Origin of the sequence: Escherichia sp. 93.1518 (assembly GCF_013368915.2) — a bacterium.
Taxonomy (GTDB): Bacteria; Pseudomonadota; Gammaproteobacteria; order Enterobacterales; family Enterobacteriaceae; genus Escherichia; species Escherichia ruysiae.
This window is the reverse complement of sequence record NZ_JABWMT020000021.1, coordinates 35,223-52,474: the sequence shown is the minus strand read 5'-3', so window position 1 is coordinate 52,474 and position 17,252 is coordinate 35,223. Positions and strand designations below refer to the sequence as shown.

11 protein-coding genes and 1 pseudogene are annotated in these 17,252 nt (G+C 53.7%); all 12 read left to right on the top strand.

Annotated features, from left to right (window positions below; all coding sequences use genetic code 11):
- The 12 genes and pseudogenes from tssK to HEN21_RS15695 all read left to right on the top strand — a co-directional run bounded on the left by tssK (position 1) and on the right by HEN21_RS15695 (position 17,180).
- Positions 1–1,344 carry a type VI secretion system baseplate subunit TssK gene (gene tssK / locus HEN21_RS15750; RefSeq protein ID WP_016231583.1) on the top strand — a complete coding sequence of 448 codons (1,344 nt, stop codon included), beginning with the start codon at positions 1–3 and terminating at the stop codon, positions 1,342–1,344.
- Positions 1,341–2,657, top strand: coding sequence for a type VI secretion system protein TssL, long form (gene tssL / locus HEN21_RS15745; RefSeq protein ID WP_176252567.1), 1,317 nt, complete (start codon positions 1,341–1,343; stop codon positions 2,655–2,657). The genes tssK and tssL overlap by 4 nt, the downstream gene beginning before the upstream one ends.
- Positions 2,658–2,664: 7 nt before the next feature.
- Positions 2,665–3,351: a hypothetical protein gene (locus HEN21_RS15740; RefSeq protein WP_176252568.1), complete on the top strand. Its 687-nt coding sequence runs from the start codon at positions 2,665–2,667 to the stop codon at positions 3,349–3,351.
- On the top strand, positions 3,348–3,635 hold the full coding sequence (locus HEN21_RS15735; protein WP_000720310.1) for a hypothetical protein: 288 nt from the start codon (positions 3,348–3,350) through the stop codon (positions 3,633–3,635). The genes HEN21_RS15740 and HEN21_RS15735 overlap by 4 nt, the downstream gene beginning before the upstream one ends.
- Positions 3,635–7,501 (top strand): annotated as a pseudogene (gene tssM / locus HEN21_RS15730) (type VI secretion system membrane subunit TssM). Before HEN21_RS15735 ends, tssM begins: the two are co-directional and overlap by 1 nt.
- Entirely contained in the window at positions 7,501–8,271 is a 771-nt protein-coding gene (locus tag HEN21_RS15725) for a TagF domain-containing protein (protein WP_176252569.1), read from the top strand. Before tssM ends, HEN21_RS15725 begins: the two are co-directional and overlap by 1 nt.
- A gap of 68 nt (positions 8,272–8,339) precedes the next feature.
- Complete coding sequence (locus tag HEN21_RS15720; RefSeq protein WP_000163824.1) at positions 8,340–9,041, top strand: hypothetical protein; 702 nt, start codon at positions 8,340–8,342, stop codon at positions 9,039–9,041.
- Positions 9,038–9,424, top strand: a complete 387-nt coding sequence (locus tag HEN21_RS15715; RefSeq protein WP_010349160.1) for a hypothetical protein — start codon at positions 9,038–9,040, stop codon at positions 9,422–9,424. The genes HEN21_RS15720 and HEN21_RS15715 overlap by 4 nt, the downstream gene beginning before the upstream one ends.
- A 24-nt stretch (positions 9,425–9,448) precedes the next feature.
- Positions 9,449–11,662: a type VI secretion system Vgr family protein gene (locus HEN21_RS15710; RefSeq protein ID WP_176252570.1), complete on the top strand. Its 2,214-nt coding sequence runs from the start codon at positions 9,449–9,451 to the stop codon at positions 11,660–11,662.
- 24 nt (positions 11,663–11,686) lie between these two features.
- Entirely contained in the window at positions 11,687–12,130 is a 444-nt protein-coding gene (locus HEN21_RS15705) for a DcrB-related protein (RefSeq protein WP_176252571.1), read from the top strand.
- A gap of 20 nt (positions 12,131–12,150) precedes the next feature.
- A complete protein-coding gene (locus tag HEN21_RS15700; RefSeq protein ID WP_286192479.1) occupies positions 12,151–16,338 on the top strand; it encodes an RHS repeat-associated core domain-containing protein in 4,188 nt (1,395 codons plus the stop codon).
- Positions 16,302–17,180, top strand: a complete 879-nt coding sequence (locus tag HEN21_RS15695) for a hypothetical protein (RefSeq protein WP_176252572.1) — start codon at positions 16,302–16,304, stop codon at positions 17,178–17,180. Before HEN21_RS15700 ends, HEN21_RS15695 begins: the two co-directional genes overlap by 37 nt.
- Positions 17,181–17,252: the final 72 nt, after the last annotated feature.

Here is a 17,252-nt window from a genome sequence, read left to right as displayed (position 1 = left end):
ATGAGTTGGAATAACCGGGTGGTCTGGAGTGAAGGACAATTTTTGCTGCCACAGATGTTTCAGCAGCAGGAACGCTATCTGGAACACGTTATTCACTACCGCAGTCTGCCGCTTTCCCCCTTTTTCTGGGGCTTTAGTGAATACAGCATTGACAGTGAGGCGCTGAACATCGGCAAACTGGTGCTGAAGGAGGCTGCCGGGGTGTTTGCTGACGGTACGCCGTTTAATGCGCCGGGCCATACGCCGCTGCCGCCGCCGTTGACCATTCTGCCGGAGCATCTTAACCAGCAGATTTGCCTGGCGGTGCCGGTACGAACGCCGAACAGCGAGGAAACCAGCTTCGACAATAACCCGGAATCGCTGGCGCGCTTTTCGGTGCATGAAAATGAAATTCGCGATGCCAACTCGTTGGGGCGTGGCGCACAATTGTTGCAGCTCAGCCACCTGCGTCTGCGGCTACTGCCGGAAAAGGCAGTGACGGATGCGTGGATCGGTCTGCCGCTGACACGCATTACGGCCCAGCATCCTGATGGACGGATCGAGCTTGACAAAGATTTGATCCCGCCAGTGGTGAACTACCAGGCAAGTTCACTGATATGCACCTGGCTGTCGTGGATCAACGATCTGATAAAAATGCGCGCAGATTCACTGGCGGAACGGTTGACGGGCAGTGATAAACACGGCCATGAGGCGGCGGAAGTGTCGGATTACCTGCTGTTACAAATTCTCAATCGTTTTGGCCCATTACTTATCCATCTGGCGAAAACGCCGCTGTCGCCGGAAGTGCTCTATCGTAATCTGTCCGAACTGGCCGGTGAACTCTCGACCTATGTGCGACCACAAACTCGCCGCCCGGAAGAATATAAAGAATATAAACACCTGACGCCTTATGCTGGGCTGAAATCGGTAGTGGACGAGGTACAGTACCTGCTGAATGCCGTGCTGATCCGGGGGGCGCAGCGGATTCCGCTGGAAGAGGGGGCTTATGGCATCCTCAATGCGGTGGTTGAACCTTCCGAACTATCGGGTTTCAGCGCGCTGGTGCTGACGGTGAAGGCGCAGATGTCTGCCGACGCCCTGCTGCAATATTTTTCCGCCCAGACCAAAATCGGGCCGTCCGAACGCCTGCCGGAACTGATCCGCTCGCACCTGCCGGGGCTGACTTTGCAGGTGCTGCCGGTTCCCCCGCGTCAGATTCCGTTCCAGTCCGGGTACATCTATTACGACATTCGCCGCGATGGAGTGCTTTGGGAACATATTGCCCGCTATGGAGGTATGGCCATGCACACTGCCGGAGAGTTTCCGGGGCTGGAGATGGCTCTGTGGGGAGTGCGTGATAAATGACCAACGATATCCTGACGCCGCAGGCGGCGAATACCCTGCCATTTCAGCCATCAACCGGGGGGGGAAAGGCACCCGACAATGACGGTTACGGCGCGGGCATAAAGGACAGTCTTCGCAAGGAGGAGAGCAAGGTGGTAGTTGAGGACGGCCCGGATATGAAACTCCGGCTGGCTGAAATCACTGCTGCCGCTAATCCTCTGCTGGCGGCGGCAAGTCCTCTGTTATGCGCACTGGCGCAGATGCCCCGCGAACTCGCCCCTGGTTTTATCGAACATTACCGAGCCCTGCTAGAGCGGGAGGTTCGCCGATATCAGACGCTGTGCGACCAGGCAAACCTGCGCCGCGAGCATGTGCTGGCGGTTCGCTATTGCTTGTGTACGGCGCTGGATGAAGCCGCCAACAATACAAGCTGGGGGCGACGTGGGGTTTGGGCTGGAAAAAGCCTGCTGATCACCTTTCATGGCGAAAGTGAAGGTGGCATCAAGCTGTTTCAGATAATTGGTCGTCTGGCCTCCAGCTTCCAGGAGCACAGCGATGTGCTGGAAATCATTTACCACATACTGGGGCTGGGCTTTGAGGGGCGTTACAGCGTGCGCCCTGACGGGCGTAAACAACTGGATGATATCCGCCAGCAACTGCTGACTCAACTGATCCAGCGCCGCGATCCGGTAACACCAACACTTTCGCCTGGTTTCACCGGTGCCGTCGGCGGTCGGATTCGGCGGATGCAGCGGGTGCCGGTCTGGCTGAGTGGCGGAATAGCCCTGCTGGTGATGTTGACCTTATTTGGTTTTTACAACCACCGGATGAGTCTCGCCACAGAAGCCGTACAGCAGCGTATCGATGCCATTGGTAAAAATCTGCCGCCACCCCCCGTTCCCGTGCATAAGCTGCGACTGAAAATCTTGCTGGCGAACGAGATCACCCGTGGTCTGCTGACGGTGGAGGAAGATGAGCATCACAGTCGGGTGGTCTTCCGGGGCGACACGATGTTTGTACCGGGGCAGAAAACCGTGAATGACGCGCTCCGCCCGGTGATTGATAAGGCCGCGCGCGAGATTGCGCGAGTGGGGGGCGCAGTGACGGTGACCGGCCACACCGACAGCCAGCCGATCCATTCTGTGGAATTCCCATCTAACCAGGAGCTATCGGAAAAAAGGGCGACGGAAGTGGCTATGCTGTTGAAGTCCGGTGGCGTTTCTGCCAGTCGAATCCGGGTTGTCGGGAAGGGGGATACCGTGCCGGTGGCTGATAACCGCACTAAAACCGGACGAGCGCAGAATCGCCGGGTAGAAATTCTGGTGGTGGAGTAAATTAATAATGGAAAAGCTGGAGTGTAATGCGTCTAACCATTCGCCAGTGTGGGGAGTAACAGAATTTATATTCTGGAAACTGGCGCCTAAAAAATGGGGGGGAGGAGTAGCATTTGGGCGTTATTTTAAAGATGGTTGGGTGAAGCATAACAGCCTTTTGATCAATGCAGCTGCAAATGCCTGGCATTTACCTGCTCCCTTGCTTGCTGGAGTTTGTTGGATTGAAGTAGGGGGAGACCCTCAGATTATAGACACGTTGGCATTTGAATTTCGTGCTATGAGTTGGAGTGGGCCTGAGTGGGTTGATGAACATATCACAATAGCTTCGAAACCAGAAAAAACATCTTTTGGTGCGGTGAGTATGCAATTGCGAACTGCTGCCAAAACACTCGGGCTTGATGAGACTAAAATGGATAATTCTCAGTTGCGTGAGCTGGCAAATTGTCTCCAACATAATGTGTTTAATATACAATTAGCTGCAAGACATCTTTATCAATTGGCTGAAAAAGATGGCTTTCAGGTATCCTTACCTCACCTGACAGAAGAACAAATAAGAATTATTGGAGCTCGTTATAATCGAGGTATTTCTCTTAGTCTGGAAAAAATAAAGAAAGATACCAGCTATGGCGATTTTATTATCAACAACTGGTTACATTTCTCTGGTTTATTAATGACTGCCAGGGAGTCCTCATGAAAAAAATAATTAAGATAACAGGATGGTTATTATTCATTATGGGGTTGGTCACTATCATGCTTTTTTCCGGGAATGAGTATCAGTGGATGCAGGATATGGAGCCTTCAATAACAGCATTGCCTCAGGGAAATGGAAATAGAGAGGTAATCAGAAGATTAATTTATTCTATTTCAGCGGCTATTCAGATTGTTCTTTATTTTCTTTCAGTATCACGTACAGGAAAGGGGTTTTCAGTCCTGGGTATTTTGCTATTACTGATTATCGCATGGAGCTCTGAACAATAATGCAAAAATTTCTCAGTCTGCTGTTTTCCCGACGCGCACTGGCGATTGTCGGCGTGGTGATGCTGGCGCTGCTGGTCTGGTTTATCGGACCGCTGGTGGCGTTTGACACCCTGCATCCGCTGGCGTCTGTGGGCAATCGGGGGGTGACCATTGTTCTGTTATTGATGCTACTCATACTGTGGCTGGTGAACTGGTCAATGAGCATTATTGGCGTTACGGTTCTGTGCCTGATCATCGGTTTTGTGTCACCGTTGCTGGCCTTTGGCGACGTTCGCCCTTTTACGCCATTGTGGCTGCGTCTGGCGCTTATCGGTCTGATCCTGCTGACTTATGCACTATACGGCCTGTACCGCCTGTGGCGGGCGCTGCGCCTGGATGAACAATTGTTGCGCCGTTTCCTGCATCCTCGTGGGGAAGACGTGCCGGTGGCCGGGGAAATTAAAGCTGATTTGCGCACCGTTAGCAATATTGTCACCCGCGCCATCCGGCAACTGAAACAACTACGAGTAGATCAGCCATTTTGGCGTAAGATCCTGGAAGGAAAGCGTTTTCTGTACGAGTTACCGTGGTTTATGGTCATCGGCAGTCCAGGCGATGGTAAAACTACCGCGTTGCTCAACACTGGATTGCAGTTCCCACTAGCAGAACAGATGGAACAGACCGTACATATCCTGAATGTACCTGGTGGCGGCACGCTGCATTGCGACTGGTGGTTTACCAACGAAGCGGTACTTATCGATACCGCTGGGCGCTATGCCCGCCATGATGACGGCGGCGAAACGAACGCGACACAGCGTAACGCCGGAGAGTGGCAAGGGTTTTTGGGGTTGCTGCGAAAACACCGCCCCAACGCGCCGTTGAACGGCGTGCTTCTGACGCTGAACGTGGCAGATCTAACCGCGCAGTCATCGGCAGAACGCCTGGCTACTTGTGCAGCCCTGCGTGCACGGCTGGCAGAACTGAGAGAGACGCTAGGGATCCGTTTTCCTGTGTATCTTATTGTCACAAAAATGGATCTGTTGCCGGGCTTTACGGAGTATTTCCGTGGTCTTACCAGTCACCTTCGTACCCAGGTATGGGGCTTCACTTTGCCTTACAGCCGGAAACGGAATTCCGCAGATCTGCAGTCGCGACATGCGCTCTGTGGGCAGGAACTGGCAAATCTGACGCGGCGGCTGGATCAGGGGCTGGATACCCGGTTGCAGGAGGAGTACGACCTTAAAAGCCGCCAACGGCTCTACCGCTTCCCGCGTGAATTTGCCGCGCTGGGCGCGCCATTGCTGGAAGCCATTGAACAGATCTTCCTCGATTCAAAATTCGACGCCACCCAGCTTAACAACACCCTACGCGGCATCTTTTTCACCAGCGCCGCGCAGGCGCAGGCGGACGCCGTGGCAGACCATACGGGCATCTGGCAGCGTTTTGTGCGGGCAATAAAAGGGAAGGCGGATTCACCGTCTCATACCCTGCCGGACGGCAACCGCAGCTATTTTCTCCACGATCTACTGAAACAGTTAATCTTCCGTGAAGCGCACCTGGTGGAGCCGAATCTCCAGTGGGCATGGCGTTACCGGCTACTGCGTACCGGCGGGCATCTGTTGGTACTGGCGCTGGCTTTCTGGTTATGGCAGGGAATGCAGGGCAGCCAGCAGGGTAACAACGGGTATCTGAGCGAAATTGCTAACCGTACGACCCGACTGGATGCCGATGTCAAAGACTATACCGGAAGCCCCGCGATGCAGCCGGTTCCGGCATTATTGAACCAGGCACGGGCGTTGTCAGCCTGGCCTGGTCTGGATCCTGACTCACCACCGCTGGCCTGGCGTTATGGCCTTTACAGCGTTCCGCCGGTGACGGAGAGCGTGGCGTCCCTGTATGACCGCCTGCTGGAACGGTTGCTGCTGCCGCCGCTGGTAAAACGCATGGAATATGTGCTTTCGGATGCGATAGCGCGTCAGGACAGCAAAGCCGCCTATGACGCCCTGCATGTTTATCTGCTGCTGAACCTCGATAAAGACCACGAGGACAAATACAACGCGGCGGAAATTCACTCATGGGTACTGAATGACCTGGACAACCGAGATAGCATGGCGGAATTTGGTGGTCGCGCAGCCGTGCTGGAACATATCGACGCTCTGTTTGACGGTAGCCGCGTAGTGCATTCGCCCTACGAAAAAGATGAGAGGTTGATCCGCCAGGCGCGAACTTTCCTCGATGGACACACCAGCACTGAGCGTATCTATGCTCGTGCACTGGCTTCTATGGAGAGTGAAGCACCGCAGGAGTTTTCGCTGGTGCGCGCTGTAGGGGCAGATGCAGGAAGCGTCTTTGTTCGCACGGATGGCGCGCCGCTGGATCGGGGTGTACCGGGTATCTTCACCCGCGAAGGCTACCGGGGGTTATTTGACAAACGACTGCCTGAATTTGTTACCGCAGCGTCAGCGAATGATGCCTGGGTAATGGGGCGGGAAAATGCGCAAAAAAAACGACTGAGAATGTAATGAGCCAGCTACCGGGACAGGAACTCCCGGTTACCCGTGAAGTCCGTCGCCTGTACCTGGCTGAATATGCCCGCCGGTGGCAGGATTTTCTGGTCAGTATTCACAGCATCAACAGCGCCGGGGGGGGACGGTGGTCCGGGGCTGGCCTATGACCTTCAGGTGCTTCGTACCCTGGCCTCGCCGGATTCACCGCTGATGCGGCTGAGTAAAGCCGTGGTGGAGCAGACCACCCTGGTACCGCCGCTGGATGCACAGGCCAGACAAAAGCAGATGGCCCAGCGAGCGCAGGATCGGCTTTCCGGTAATGCGGGAAAAGCGGTACAGACGGCGAAGTTGTTCCAGGACATCCATCCAGAAGAACGTCTGGAGAAAACGCTGGTGGATGATCGTTTTGCCGCATTGCGGGAAGTTGTTTCCGGGCGTATGGACAGCGGACAAGGGGGCGGCGCGCCACAGCTTAATTCGTTGCTGACGATGCTCAATGAATATTACACCCAGCTCACCATTGCAGACAGTGCACTGGCGGCCAGCACATTACCGGGTCGCATTTCGGCGGCGGATAAACTGCAACTGGAGGCAGCAAAACTACCCGCGCCGCTGAAAAATATTCTGCTGGATTTAACACAGCAGGGGACACGCAAAATCAATGCCGGAACGGGTGAAGTGCTGAATGCGCAAATGGAGGCGGTGATCGGTGATGAGTGCCGTGATGCCATTGACGGACGTTATCCCTTTGCCGACAGTCCACAGGAAGTCAGCGCGGACGATTTTAACCGTATCTTTGCCAGCGGCGGCGTGCTGGATGCCTTCTGGACGAAACAACTGGCCCCGCTGGCGGATACCGCCAGCAATCCGTGGCGCTACAAACCGACCGAAGGCAATATGACCTTACAGGGGCCGGATCTGACGCCATTTCAGGAGGCGAAACAGATCCGAAGCGTTTTTTTTAACGGGGAAGGTGGGAAAAAGTTCTCCTGGGCGATGCAGGTTCGCGTCGTGGATATGGACCCTGCCATCACCGAACTGGTGATTGATATTGACGGTCAGGTGTTGCGCTACGCTCACGGCCCGGTCAGGCCGCTAAAAGTGAACTGGCCGGGGCCGCGCAACGGCTCAATGGCGGAAATCACCGCTAGCCCGCGCATCCGCCAGGACACCTCGACGCTACTGACTAACGGGCCGTGGGCGCTGTTTCACCTGCTGGACGCGGGTAACGCGCAGGATACAGCGGTACGGGGAACGCAGCAGGTGGAGTACAGTTTTGATGGGCGACGGGTAGTGCTGGAAATCACCGCCGGGAGAGACTTTGACCCGGTGAACCGGGGACTACTGCAACGCTTCGCCTGCCCGGAGAGGGCGCTCTAATGCGCCGTGCTACGGCAGTATCGACCCCGGCGATGTTCGGTAGGTTGCCGGACCAGCGTGATTATGTGCGCTGGCGGGTGAGCGCGAACGAAGGACAGGTGTGGCAGGCGTGGCTGAACCAGCAGACGTGGCTTGGGCAGGGGCGGCATATTGTACTGCCGGAAGGATCGAATACCGTGACGACGGGAGAGAATGACGGTTGGATGCACTTATCACCGCGTGAAACGTCGGTGCTGCCGGAGCACCATCCGCTGCCGTGGAGCTTCGTCCTGTCGCCGGGGTTTTTACCCATTGGCGGGCGTGATGAATGGCTGACAGGGGTACTGACCGCCTCACGTGACAGCACGGGCAGGCCGTGGCCGCTGGTGATTTACCAGCGTGTCGGACGGGAATGGCTGGAAGAGAGTCTGGATGAAACGCAAGGCTGGCTGTACTGGCTGGCAAGACTGGCGGCAGTACATGTCTCACCACAGACAGAACGCTGCGGGCGACTGGCGGAGCAGGCAGACCAGCTGTGGGCGATGTGGCGACCGGGGCCACGCTGGGCGCAGTGGTTGCGTGGTTTGCGGCGTGTACCGCAGCGCAGCCGGGAACTCACCGGCCTGCCGGACGCACCGGTTGTGGAACTGCCCGGCGTGCGGCACCTGCCGTGGCCGGGCTGGCCGGACAAAATGCTGACGCAGGCACAACAAGGGCAGGGCTGGTTCTGGCAGCAGAACAGCGAGGGGCGGTATGTGGATGCGCTGCGGCTGACGGGGCAATCCTCATAATATATAAAATCATATTTCCCCCCCAAAAATATTTCAGATGAAACCATATAATATTTAACGAGAATAAAATGACCAAGCTTAAATATGATGAAAACGGCCTGCTGGCAGAATACTATGCAAAAACAGATATTGACGGTGATGTCATCACTCACAAAGATGACAGAATGACGTATTTATTAAATAAAAATACTGGCTCTATTTCTGTAGTGATAAAGTGGAAGTATGAGTGGTATAAGGATAATACCGTTACAGATGACTGGACTGTATTGGAAAAAGCTATTTTCATGAGATCAGTATATTTATCTGTTCAACAGGCATGGAATGGCAAAATAACTTATTCTGTTTCCGGTGAGTCTGAGTTCGCTAAAAAATTCCAGGGGGAAGCTTTGCCTTTTGATGTGAGGATAATTCCTGTATCTCAGAATGAAGACTGGTTGGTAATTGCAACTAAAGTTTTGCCTGGTGCTGATTTAAGAACGTATGTTGATTTTAAGAACAGCACGGTTCATGTTGACTCAGCAGACCTGGAAAAAGTAGCAAAATGTTTTAACTGTAACAATACAGTGCAAATAAATATACCACATGAAGCCGGACATGTACTTGGTTACTTAGATGATGATTATGATTCTTCGTCTCCGTATGTTGGAGATGTTAGTGGGCTGATGAATATGGGAATGGAACTCCGGGAAAGATATCTTAAAAACTCAACTATAACGTTGAATGTAATAATGCCTGATACTAACTTCACTCTATTGAGTGTAACCAAATGAAATTAATCTGTATTATAGTGTTCTTTCTTTCAATAAATTACGTAATCACAGCAAATGTTTTCGAGCCTTCTGTAGTTTCTCAATCTACCAGGTATTATGAGGAAAATGATATACAGAATGGAAGTAACGATGCTTTTTTTGTGGAAAAATACGGTCCACCTGTTCATGAGTTCATGAAGCCACGATATAAGTTTGCCGGTGAATATTATATCGGCTTGAATCAGACTTATCGCATCACAAACCCTGAATTTAAAGATGTTCCTATTAAAGAAATGTTCTGGAACCTGCAAGAGGATTTAAATCTTACATGCTGGTTCCATTATAAAGACGGGCAGTGGCGGGTTATTTCTTATATTTTTTGGCCACCAGGGGCTAAATTTTAATCCGGTATTAAAGGAGTAAACACCATGAGTTTTGTATCTACGGGTAATAAACCAGCTGGAAGCGGTGGACCCGTCATCACCACACCACCAATAGCTCGCGAAAGTGGCGGTATGAGCACAGGTTCAGCCGCAACTGGTGTTGCTGATGCAGCCGAACAGATGGCAGAACAGGCAGTTGCAGATCTATTTGGTGCGCTTCCAGAACCGTCAGGACTGGTTAAAGCTGCAGTAGCTGCTGCGCAGGCTGCCGCCGCAGCGGCAGGGATCTCGGATATGGCTGGTGCAGTTCAGGATGCGGCGGCATCGCTTGCTGCCGCTGGTCCGGGGGCGCATAACGTCACAGTAAGTGGTAGTGCGGTGCCGGCGCAGATGCTGCTGTTTGCAGGTATGAATGGTTCGGAAGGGCTTGGGAATCTGTTTTCCTATACAGTACAGCTTAAAACGCCTGACACCCTGAACCTCGGATATGTCTCCCCTGCTGCCAATCTGCCGCTCAAACCGATGGTGGGCAAAGACCTGTGCGTCAATATTGAACTGGATGGCGGCGGCAAACGGCATATCAGCGGGCTGGTGACGGCTGCGAGGGTAGTCGGTCACGAGGGGCGCTCAGTCACGTATGAATTGCGCATTGAACCGTGGCTGAAGCTGCTGACCCACACCAGCGACTACAAAGCTTTCCAGAACAAAACCGTGGTGGAGATTCTGGATGAAGTCCTGGCTGAATATTCTTTTCCGGTGGAAAAACGGCTGGTGGAAAATTATCCGCCCCGCGCCTGGCAGGTGCAGTATGGTGAAACCGATTTTGATTTCATCCAGCGCCTGATGCAGGAATGGGGTATCTACTGGTGGTTTGAGCACAGCGAGAACAGCCACACACTGGTACTGGCTGATGCCATCAATGGTCATAAAGTGTGCCCGGACTCGCCGCTGGTAGAGTGGCACCAGGAAGGACTGAAGCTGGATAAGGAATTTATCCACACCATTACGGCCAGTGAGAGGCTGCGTACTGGAAAGTGGGTGCTGGACGATTTTGATTTTATGAAGCCGCGTTCGCTGCTGAAAAGTACTGTGGCTAATCCGCGTGATACCGGTCATGCTGAATATGAGCATTACGAATGGCCTGGTGATTACTTCACTATAGGGGAAGGTGAGATGCTGACGCGCATTCGTATGGAAGCGCAGCGCAGCCCTGGCAGCCGGGTTGGAGGGGCGGGGAATATCCGCACCCTCATGACTGGTTACACCTTTACGTTGATGAATCATCCGACGGCGGAGGTCAACCAGGAATATCTGCTGGTGCAGACCACGCTGTTTTTACGGGACAATGCGCAGTACAGCGGCCAGGACCAGCATTTTACCTATGTCACCACGTTCGAACTGCACCCTACCAGTGAAGTCTACCGTCCACAGCGAACCCTGAGCAAACCCCATACCAAAGGCCCGCAGAGCGCCATCGTCACCGGTCCGGCGGGGCAGGAAATCTGGACGGATAAATATGGCCGGGTGAAGGTGCAGTTTGGCTGGGATCGTTATGGTAACAATGACGAAAACAGCTCCTGCTGGATCCGCGTCAGCTACCCATGGGCGGGAAAAGGATTCGGGATGATCCAGATCCCGCGCATCGGCCAGGAAGTGCTGGTGGATTTCAAAAACGGCGACCCGGATTTACCCATCATTGTAGGGCGGACATACAACCAGGATACGATGCCGCCGTGGGGACTGCCGGGCATGGCGTCGCAGAGCGGGATATTCAGCCATTCGTTACAGGGGGGGCCGACCAACGGAAACATGCTGCGCTTCGATGACAAAACGGGCGCGGAAGAGGTGAAGTTCCATGCGGAAAAAGACCTCAATACCACAGTAAAAAACAATGAAACCCACACGGTCATGGTCGATCGCACAAAAACCATTGTCAAAAATGAAACCATCAGCGTGGGAGAAGACCGTAATGCCACCATCACAAAAAATGATGGGCTTTCCGTCAAACTAGCTCAAACCATCAATGTCGGGACGACATATCGTCTGGACGTTGGCGATCAATTTACCCTTCGCTGCGGCAATGCAGCGCTTGTATTACACAAGGATGGCTCGATTGAGTTTTGCGGAAAACAACTTTTACTGCACACCAGCGATGTTATGCAACTCATTGGCAGTGGCATTGATATGAATCCGGATGGCGGCACAGCCATGACTGCGGATGATATTGCCCCGTTACCTACCCCGGACGTTTCTGAATAAAAAAATATAAAAGGAATTTTTTCTATGACCAGCCTTTACCGTATTCAGGAGGGCAGCTTTGCCCTGCCTGAAACTTTTCTTGATCGCACCGTCAATATCTTCGTCCCGTCGGGCAATGAGAGGGCAACTCCCAGTCTGAATATTTCCCGCGACACGCTCAGGCCCGAGGAAAACCTGACCACCTACATTGACCGCCAGATAGCCTTGATGAAAAAAAACCTGGGTCAGCACCGGGTACTTTCGCAGGGAACGGCAGTGGCGGGAACTGGCGAAGCTGCCATGACAGGTGAACAGATTCTCGCAACTCATCGTTCTGGAAAAACAGAAGTGTACCAGCGTCAGGCCGGGTTTATCACCGGGCCAGGAAAGGTTCTGGTGTTAACCCTGACCAGTCAACGTCCTTTTGATGAGCATACTGACCAGCTATGGACTGCCTGGTTGACCAGTTTTCAGCCCGCTAAAAGTTAAAACAACATGGAGGTTTTGTCATGTATGAAGCCGCACGGGTGGATGACCCCATCTACCACACCAGCGCCCTTGCCGGGTTTCTTATCGGGGCTGTCATTGGCATCGCCATTATTGCCGTCGCCGCCTTTGCTTTCTTTACCTGTGGTTTTTTGGCCGGGCTGATTCTGGGTTTTCTGGCTGATCAGATAGCCTCCGGGGTATTACAACTGGGAGAGGCCATCGGGCGCTCGATACATTCCACTGCGGGAAAAATTCTGACCGGCTCTCCCAATGTCAGCACCAACAGCCGACCTGCTGCTCGGGCCGTACTGAGTACGGTGATATGCGAAGACCATTCCCCGGAAATCCGCATTGCTCAGGGATCCGGCAACATCTACATCAACAGCCAGCCCGCCGCCCGTAAGGATGACCACACTGAATGTGATGCAGTGATTGAGGACGGCTCTCCCAATGTCTTCCTCGGCGGCGGTACGCAGACGGTGCTGGAAATCAGCCCGGAAATCCCTGACTGGCTGCGTCAGGTGGTGGATGTACTGTTTGTGGTCGCCGGAATGCTTGGCGGGCTGGCTGGCGCCTGGCGTCAGGCGGCAAAGCTGGGCTCGAAATTTGGCACAAAATGCGCGGCCAAATTTATTGGTGGCGAAATTACCGGGATGGCCGTTTCCGAGGCCGCTATGGGGTTGTTCAGCAACCCGGTGGATGTCACGACCGGGCAAAAAATCCTGTTGCCGGAGACGGATTTCACCCTGCCGGGCCGTCTGCCTGTCACCTGCTCACGCTTTTATGCCAGCCACCTGGAAACAGAGGGAGTTCTGGGTAGAGGATGGCGGCTGAACTGGGAGATAAACCTGCGCGAAGATGAGGCATATATCACCTTCATCGGAGTACAGGGCCGGGAGCTGAGTTATCCGAAAGAAATGCTGACACCGGGCCATCAGATATTCGACCCCGAAGAGCAGTTTTACCTTAGCCGCCTGCATGACGGGCGCTATGTGCTGCATTACACCGACCGCAGCTATTACGTGTTTGATGAATTTGATGACCACGGCGTCGCGCCGTTACTTTTTATGGAGACGCCGCACCGGCAGCGAATTGCTTTTGGGCGTGAGAACGGCAGGCTGGTGCGGGTAGCCTCCAGCAGCGGACACCATTTGCTGTTGCACCGCGCGTTGACGCCGGCAGGAGAACGACTTTCGCATATTGAGCTGGTGAAGGGCGGGCGTCCCGGCAACCTGGTGGAATATCGTTACGATGATAACGGGCAACTGACCGGCGTGGTGAACCGGGCCGGTGTGACGGTGCGTCAGTTTGCCTATCAAAATGGCCTGATGACAGAGCACCGCAACGCGACGGGCTTCACCTGTACCTACCGCTGGGAAGAAGTTGAGGGTTTTCCCCGTGTGGTGGAGCACTCGACCAGCGACGGCGAGGATTACCGGTTCCACTATGATTTTGCTGGCGGGCAGACGGTGGTAACCGGCAGGTTAGAGCAGAAGTGGCAGTGGTGGTTTGATGAACAGACGTATGTGACCGCGCACCGGACGCCGGGCGGCGGGATGTACCGCTTCACCTACAACGAAAACCATTTTCCCGTCGCCGTGGAACTCCCCGGCGAACGCAGGGTAACGCTGGAATACGACACCCTGAGCCGGGTGGTGAAAGAGACGGACCCGGCGGGCAGGGTGACACAGACGCAGTGGAACGGCAGTTTTGCTGAAATCACGCGCCGGGCACTGGATGACGACCACGTATGGAAGGCGGGTTACAACGAACACGGCCAGGTGATACGGGAGACAGACCCGGAAGGGCGCGTCACGCGGTACGGGTATGATGAACAGGGGCTGGCGGTCAGCCGCACGGATGCGCGGGGCGGCGAGGTTGCACTGGTGCACGATGCGCGCGGCCAGCTGACGCGTTATACGGACTGCTCAGGGTGCGCCACGGGTTATGAATACGATGAAGACGGCAACCTGACGGCGGTGACGGACGCGGAAGGAAAAACGGTCCGCATCCGCTATAACCGTCTGGGGCTGCCGGAGACGGTCAGCCACCCCGGTAAACAGCAGGACCGTTACACCTGGAACGCGCTGGGATTACTGAGCAGCCACCGTCGCATCACGGGCAGCGTACAGTCCTGGCAGTATACGCCGCGCGGGCTGCCGGCAGTTCACACGGATGAAGAGAAACGGGAGACGCGCTGGCAGTACACACCGGAAGGTCTGGTTGCCAGCCTGACTAACGGCAACGGGGCACAGTACCGGTTCAGCCACGATGCGGACGGGCGGCTGACGGGAGAACAGCGCCCGGACGGTCTGATACGGATGTTTGTGCTGAACGCTAGCGGGTATCCGGTCATCATCCAGATGCAGGGCACAGAGGGCGGGGTGCGTGATGAGCGGCAGGTGCGTGACGCGCTGGGCCGTCTGATGCGCAGTGAGACGCTGCACAGTACGCGGACCTTCAGCTACAACCGTCTTGACCAGATAACGGAAGTGGTTCTCACCCCGACAGAAGAAGGCGAGCGGCAGCACCACATGCAGCCGGACACGGTACGCTTTTCGTATGACCGCAGCGGGTGGCTGACGGCGGAGCACAGCGTGCACGGCAGCATAACGTACCGGCGCGACGTGCTGGGTAATCCCACCGATATCACGTTGCCGGACGGGCAACATCTCAGCCATCTTTACTACGGCAGCGGGCATCTGTTGCAGACGGCGCTGGACGGTATCACGGTGAGTGAATATGAACGTGACAGCCTGCACCGCCAGGTGATGCGCACCCAGGGGGCGCTGACGACGTTCAGCGGGTACAACGCCGACAACCGGTTAAGCTGGCAGCGCAGCCTGATAACCGGCAGCCAGACTCCGCAGCAGGCCGGTACTCCCCCGGCGCAGAACGACAGCGTGACGGCGCGGGATTACATCTGGAACGCAGACGGTGAAGTCGGCGGCATTAACGACAAACTGCGCGGCTGCCTGGTGTTCAGCTATGACCGGAGCGGCTGGCTGACCGGGCGCACGGGTCAGATGTACGACCATGACCATTATTATTACGATAAAGCGGGAAACCTGCTGACGGATGAATATCAGGGCGCGGTGATGGATAACCGCCTGCCGGGCTACGGGCGTGACCGCTACCGCTATAACGAATGGGGCGAACTGACAGAGCGCAGGGACCAGCAGCTGGAGTGGAACGCGCAGAGCCAGTTAACGCGGGTTATCAGCAGCAACAGCGAGACGCGGTATCAGTACGATGCGCTGGGCAGGCGCATCAGCAAGGCGACCTGTGGCCGCCATACGGACCAGAGGGAACAGCGGCGGACAACGTTTGTGTGGGAAGGATTCCGGCTGTTGCAGGAGACAACGTGGCAGGGAAAGCGGACATACCTGTACGACGCGGAACAGCCGTACACGCCGGTGGCGGCCATCACGGGGCGCGGAGAAAGCCGGAAAATCTGGTATTACCACACGGATGTGACAGGCACGGTACAGGAGGTGACCGCGTCAGACGGGACGCTGGTGTGGGCGGGCTACCAGGCGGGGTTTGGAGAAAACCGGGGCGACATCAGCAACAGCGGGGCGTACTTTGAGCAGCCGCTGCGGCTGCCGGGGCAGTATTATGATGAAGAGACGGGGCTGCACTATAATCTGTTCAGGTATTATGCGCCGGAGTGCGGGAGATTCGTAAGCCAGGATCCGATTTCGATCCGGGGCGGGCTGAATCTTTACAGGTATGCGCCGAATCCACTGAGGTGGATCGATCCGCTTGGACTGGACTGGAACTATCATCTAACGAACAGTAATGGTGAAGTTTATTATCATGGACGTGCAAGCGATAATGCGTCGATGGAGGATGTTGCCAGACGCCACGGCAATACAATAGGATCTGATGGAGCCAGATTTGGAGAAACAGATACTATGACACGAATAACCGAGCCAGGTACGCCAAAATTAACAGCACAAGGAGTGGAAGGCATTGCCATAGGAGATGATACTATCGGGCGCAGGGCCGATAATGGAAACAAGGTTCGGGGTAATAATATTCGGGGTGTTAATCCTAAGTCTGAAAATGCAGCGGCAAAAACGACCGCAGCCGAAAAATATTTAAAAGGTCAAAAGCCAAGTGAGATGACAGGTAAAAAATTAACAGGTAAGGAGTTCTTTAACCCATCATGTTGGTATCAAATATCGTTGAAAAAAGAGCGTTGAAAATACTTTTGAGATATAATGCGCTTGCAGAGTGGTATATTTCAAGTGGATATCCATTAAGCGAAAAAAAGATGAGGTATGCAGAAGAACATTGTATTTCTATAGATGAGCGAGCATTTTTATTAGAAAAAGGTTTGGGCTTTGAAGCTCGATCGATGACTCATGATGAAGCGTTAAGGAAATCATTTTTTTATTTTAAGTCATGTAATAAAAACCATGTAATAGCACTATTCCTATCAGGTCTAAGTATAACCAGACTTGATTATCGGAGTGGTTTGCCAGCGTTTGCAATTATGCAAACAATGCCAGAACATAAATTTGAGTCAAATCAGGCATCTTTTTGTAGAATTTGCTCTGCCTCACAAGAGGACAATCACATTGATTTAACCGAGCTAAATCGTCAGCGTTTCTCTTCTGGAGGGTTGGCTGTGTATAAAACTCCTTATGAAATTTCTTTTTTTCTTGAGCAACAATTAAAATTGGAAGTTGTTCAGCCAAGCGAAAAAGATTTTTCTATCTTTAATGCGATTTTGAAAATAATTGTTGACGCACAATCTGGCGAAAAACTGACATCAATAATTAAAAAAATTAAAGCGATTGATGGATTCAAGATAACTACAGATCAGTGTCGATGTCTTCTGGAAACGCTGGGATTTTGTGGGATTCTGGAAACGAAGGAACATAAAGGGTATCTGACTTACTTTACTAATCCAGGACTGGCTCCGAGTAAATCTCATAGTTCTAACTGGGCCTATCCGGTTGATTTCTGGACCGGAGGGGATGGGATTAATCGGGATGCGTTAAAGTTCTGGTTTGGTGAATATAAAGAAATTGTTATCTGATTAATTATTTTATCGATTTTTAATCGAGGGACGGATGGAAATCAATGCCGGATCCCCACCAGTACTAACAGG

Bases quoted from the DNA above. Each gene is read 5' to 3' on its own strand.
- tssL (WP_176252567.1), top strand. From the start codon at position 1,341: ATGACCAACGATATCCTGACGCCGCAGGCGGCGAATACCCTGCCATTT.
- HEN21_RS15735 (WP_000720310.1), top strand. From the start codon at position 3,348: ATGAAAAAAATAATTAAGATAACAGGATGGTTATTATTCATTATGGGG.
- HEN21_RS15715 (WP_010349160.1), top strand. From the start codon at position 9,038: ATGAAATTAATCTGTATTATAGTGTTCTTTCTTTCAATAAATTACGTA.
- HEN21_RS15740 (WP_176252568.1), top strand. From the start codon at position 2,665: ATGGAAAAGCTGGAGTGTAATGCGTCTAACCATTCGCCAGTGTGGGGA.
- HEN21_RS15720 (WP_000163824.1), top strand. From the start codon at position 8,340: ATGACCAAGCTTAAATATGATGAAAACGGCCTGCTGGCAGAATACTAT.
- tssK (WP_016231583.1), top strand. From the start codon at position 1: ATGAGTTGGAATAACCGGGTGGTCTGGAGTGAAGGACAATTTTTGCTG.
- HEN21_RS15710 (WP_176252570.1), top strand. From the start codon at position 9,449: ATGAGTTTTGTATCTACGGGTAATAAACCAGCTGGAAGCGGTGGACCC.
- HEN21_RS15700 (WP_286192479.1), top strand. From the start codon at position 12,151: ATGTATGAAGCCGCACGGGTGGATGACCCCATCTACCACACCAGCGCC.
- HEN21_RS15695 (WP_176252572.1), top strand. From the start codon at position 16,302: ATGTTGGTATCAAATATCGTTGAAAAAAGAGCGTTGAAAATACTTTTG.
- HEN21_RS15705 (WP_176252571.1), top strand. From the start codon at position 11,687: ATGACCAGCCTTTACCGTATTCAGGAGGGCAGCTTTGCCCTGCCTGAA.
- HEN21_RS15725 (WP_176252569.1), top strand. From the start codon at position 7,501: ATGCGCCGTGCTACGGCAGTATCGACCCCGGCGATGTTCGGTAGGTTG.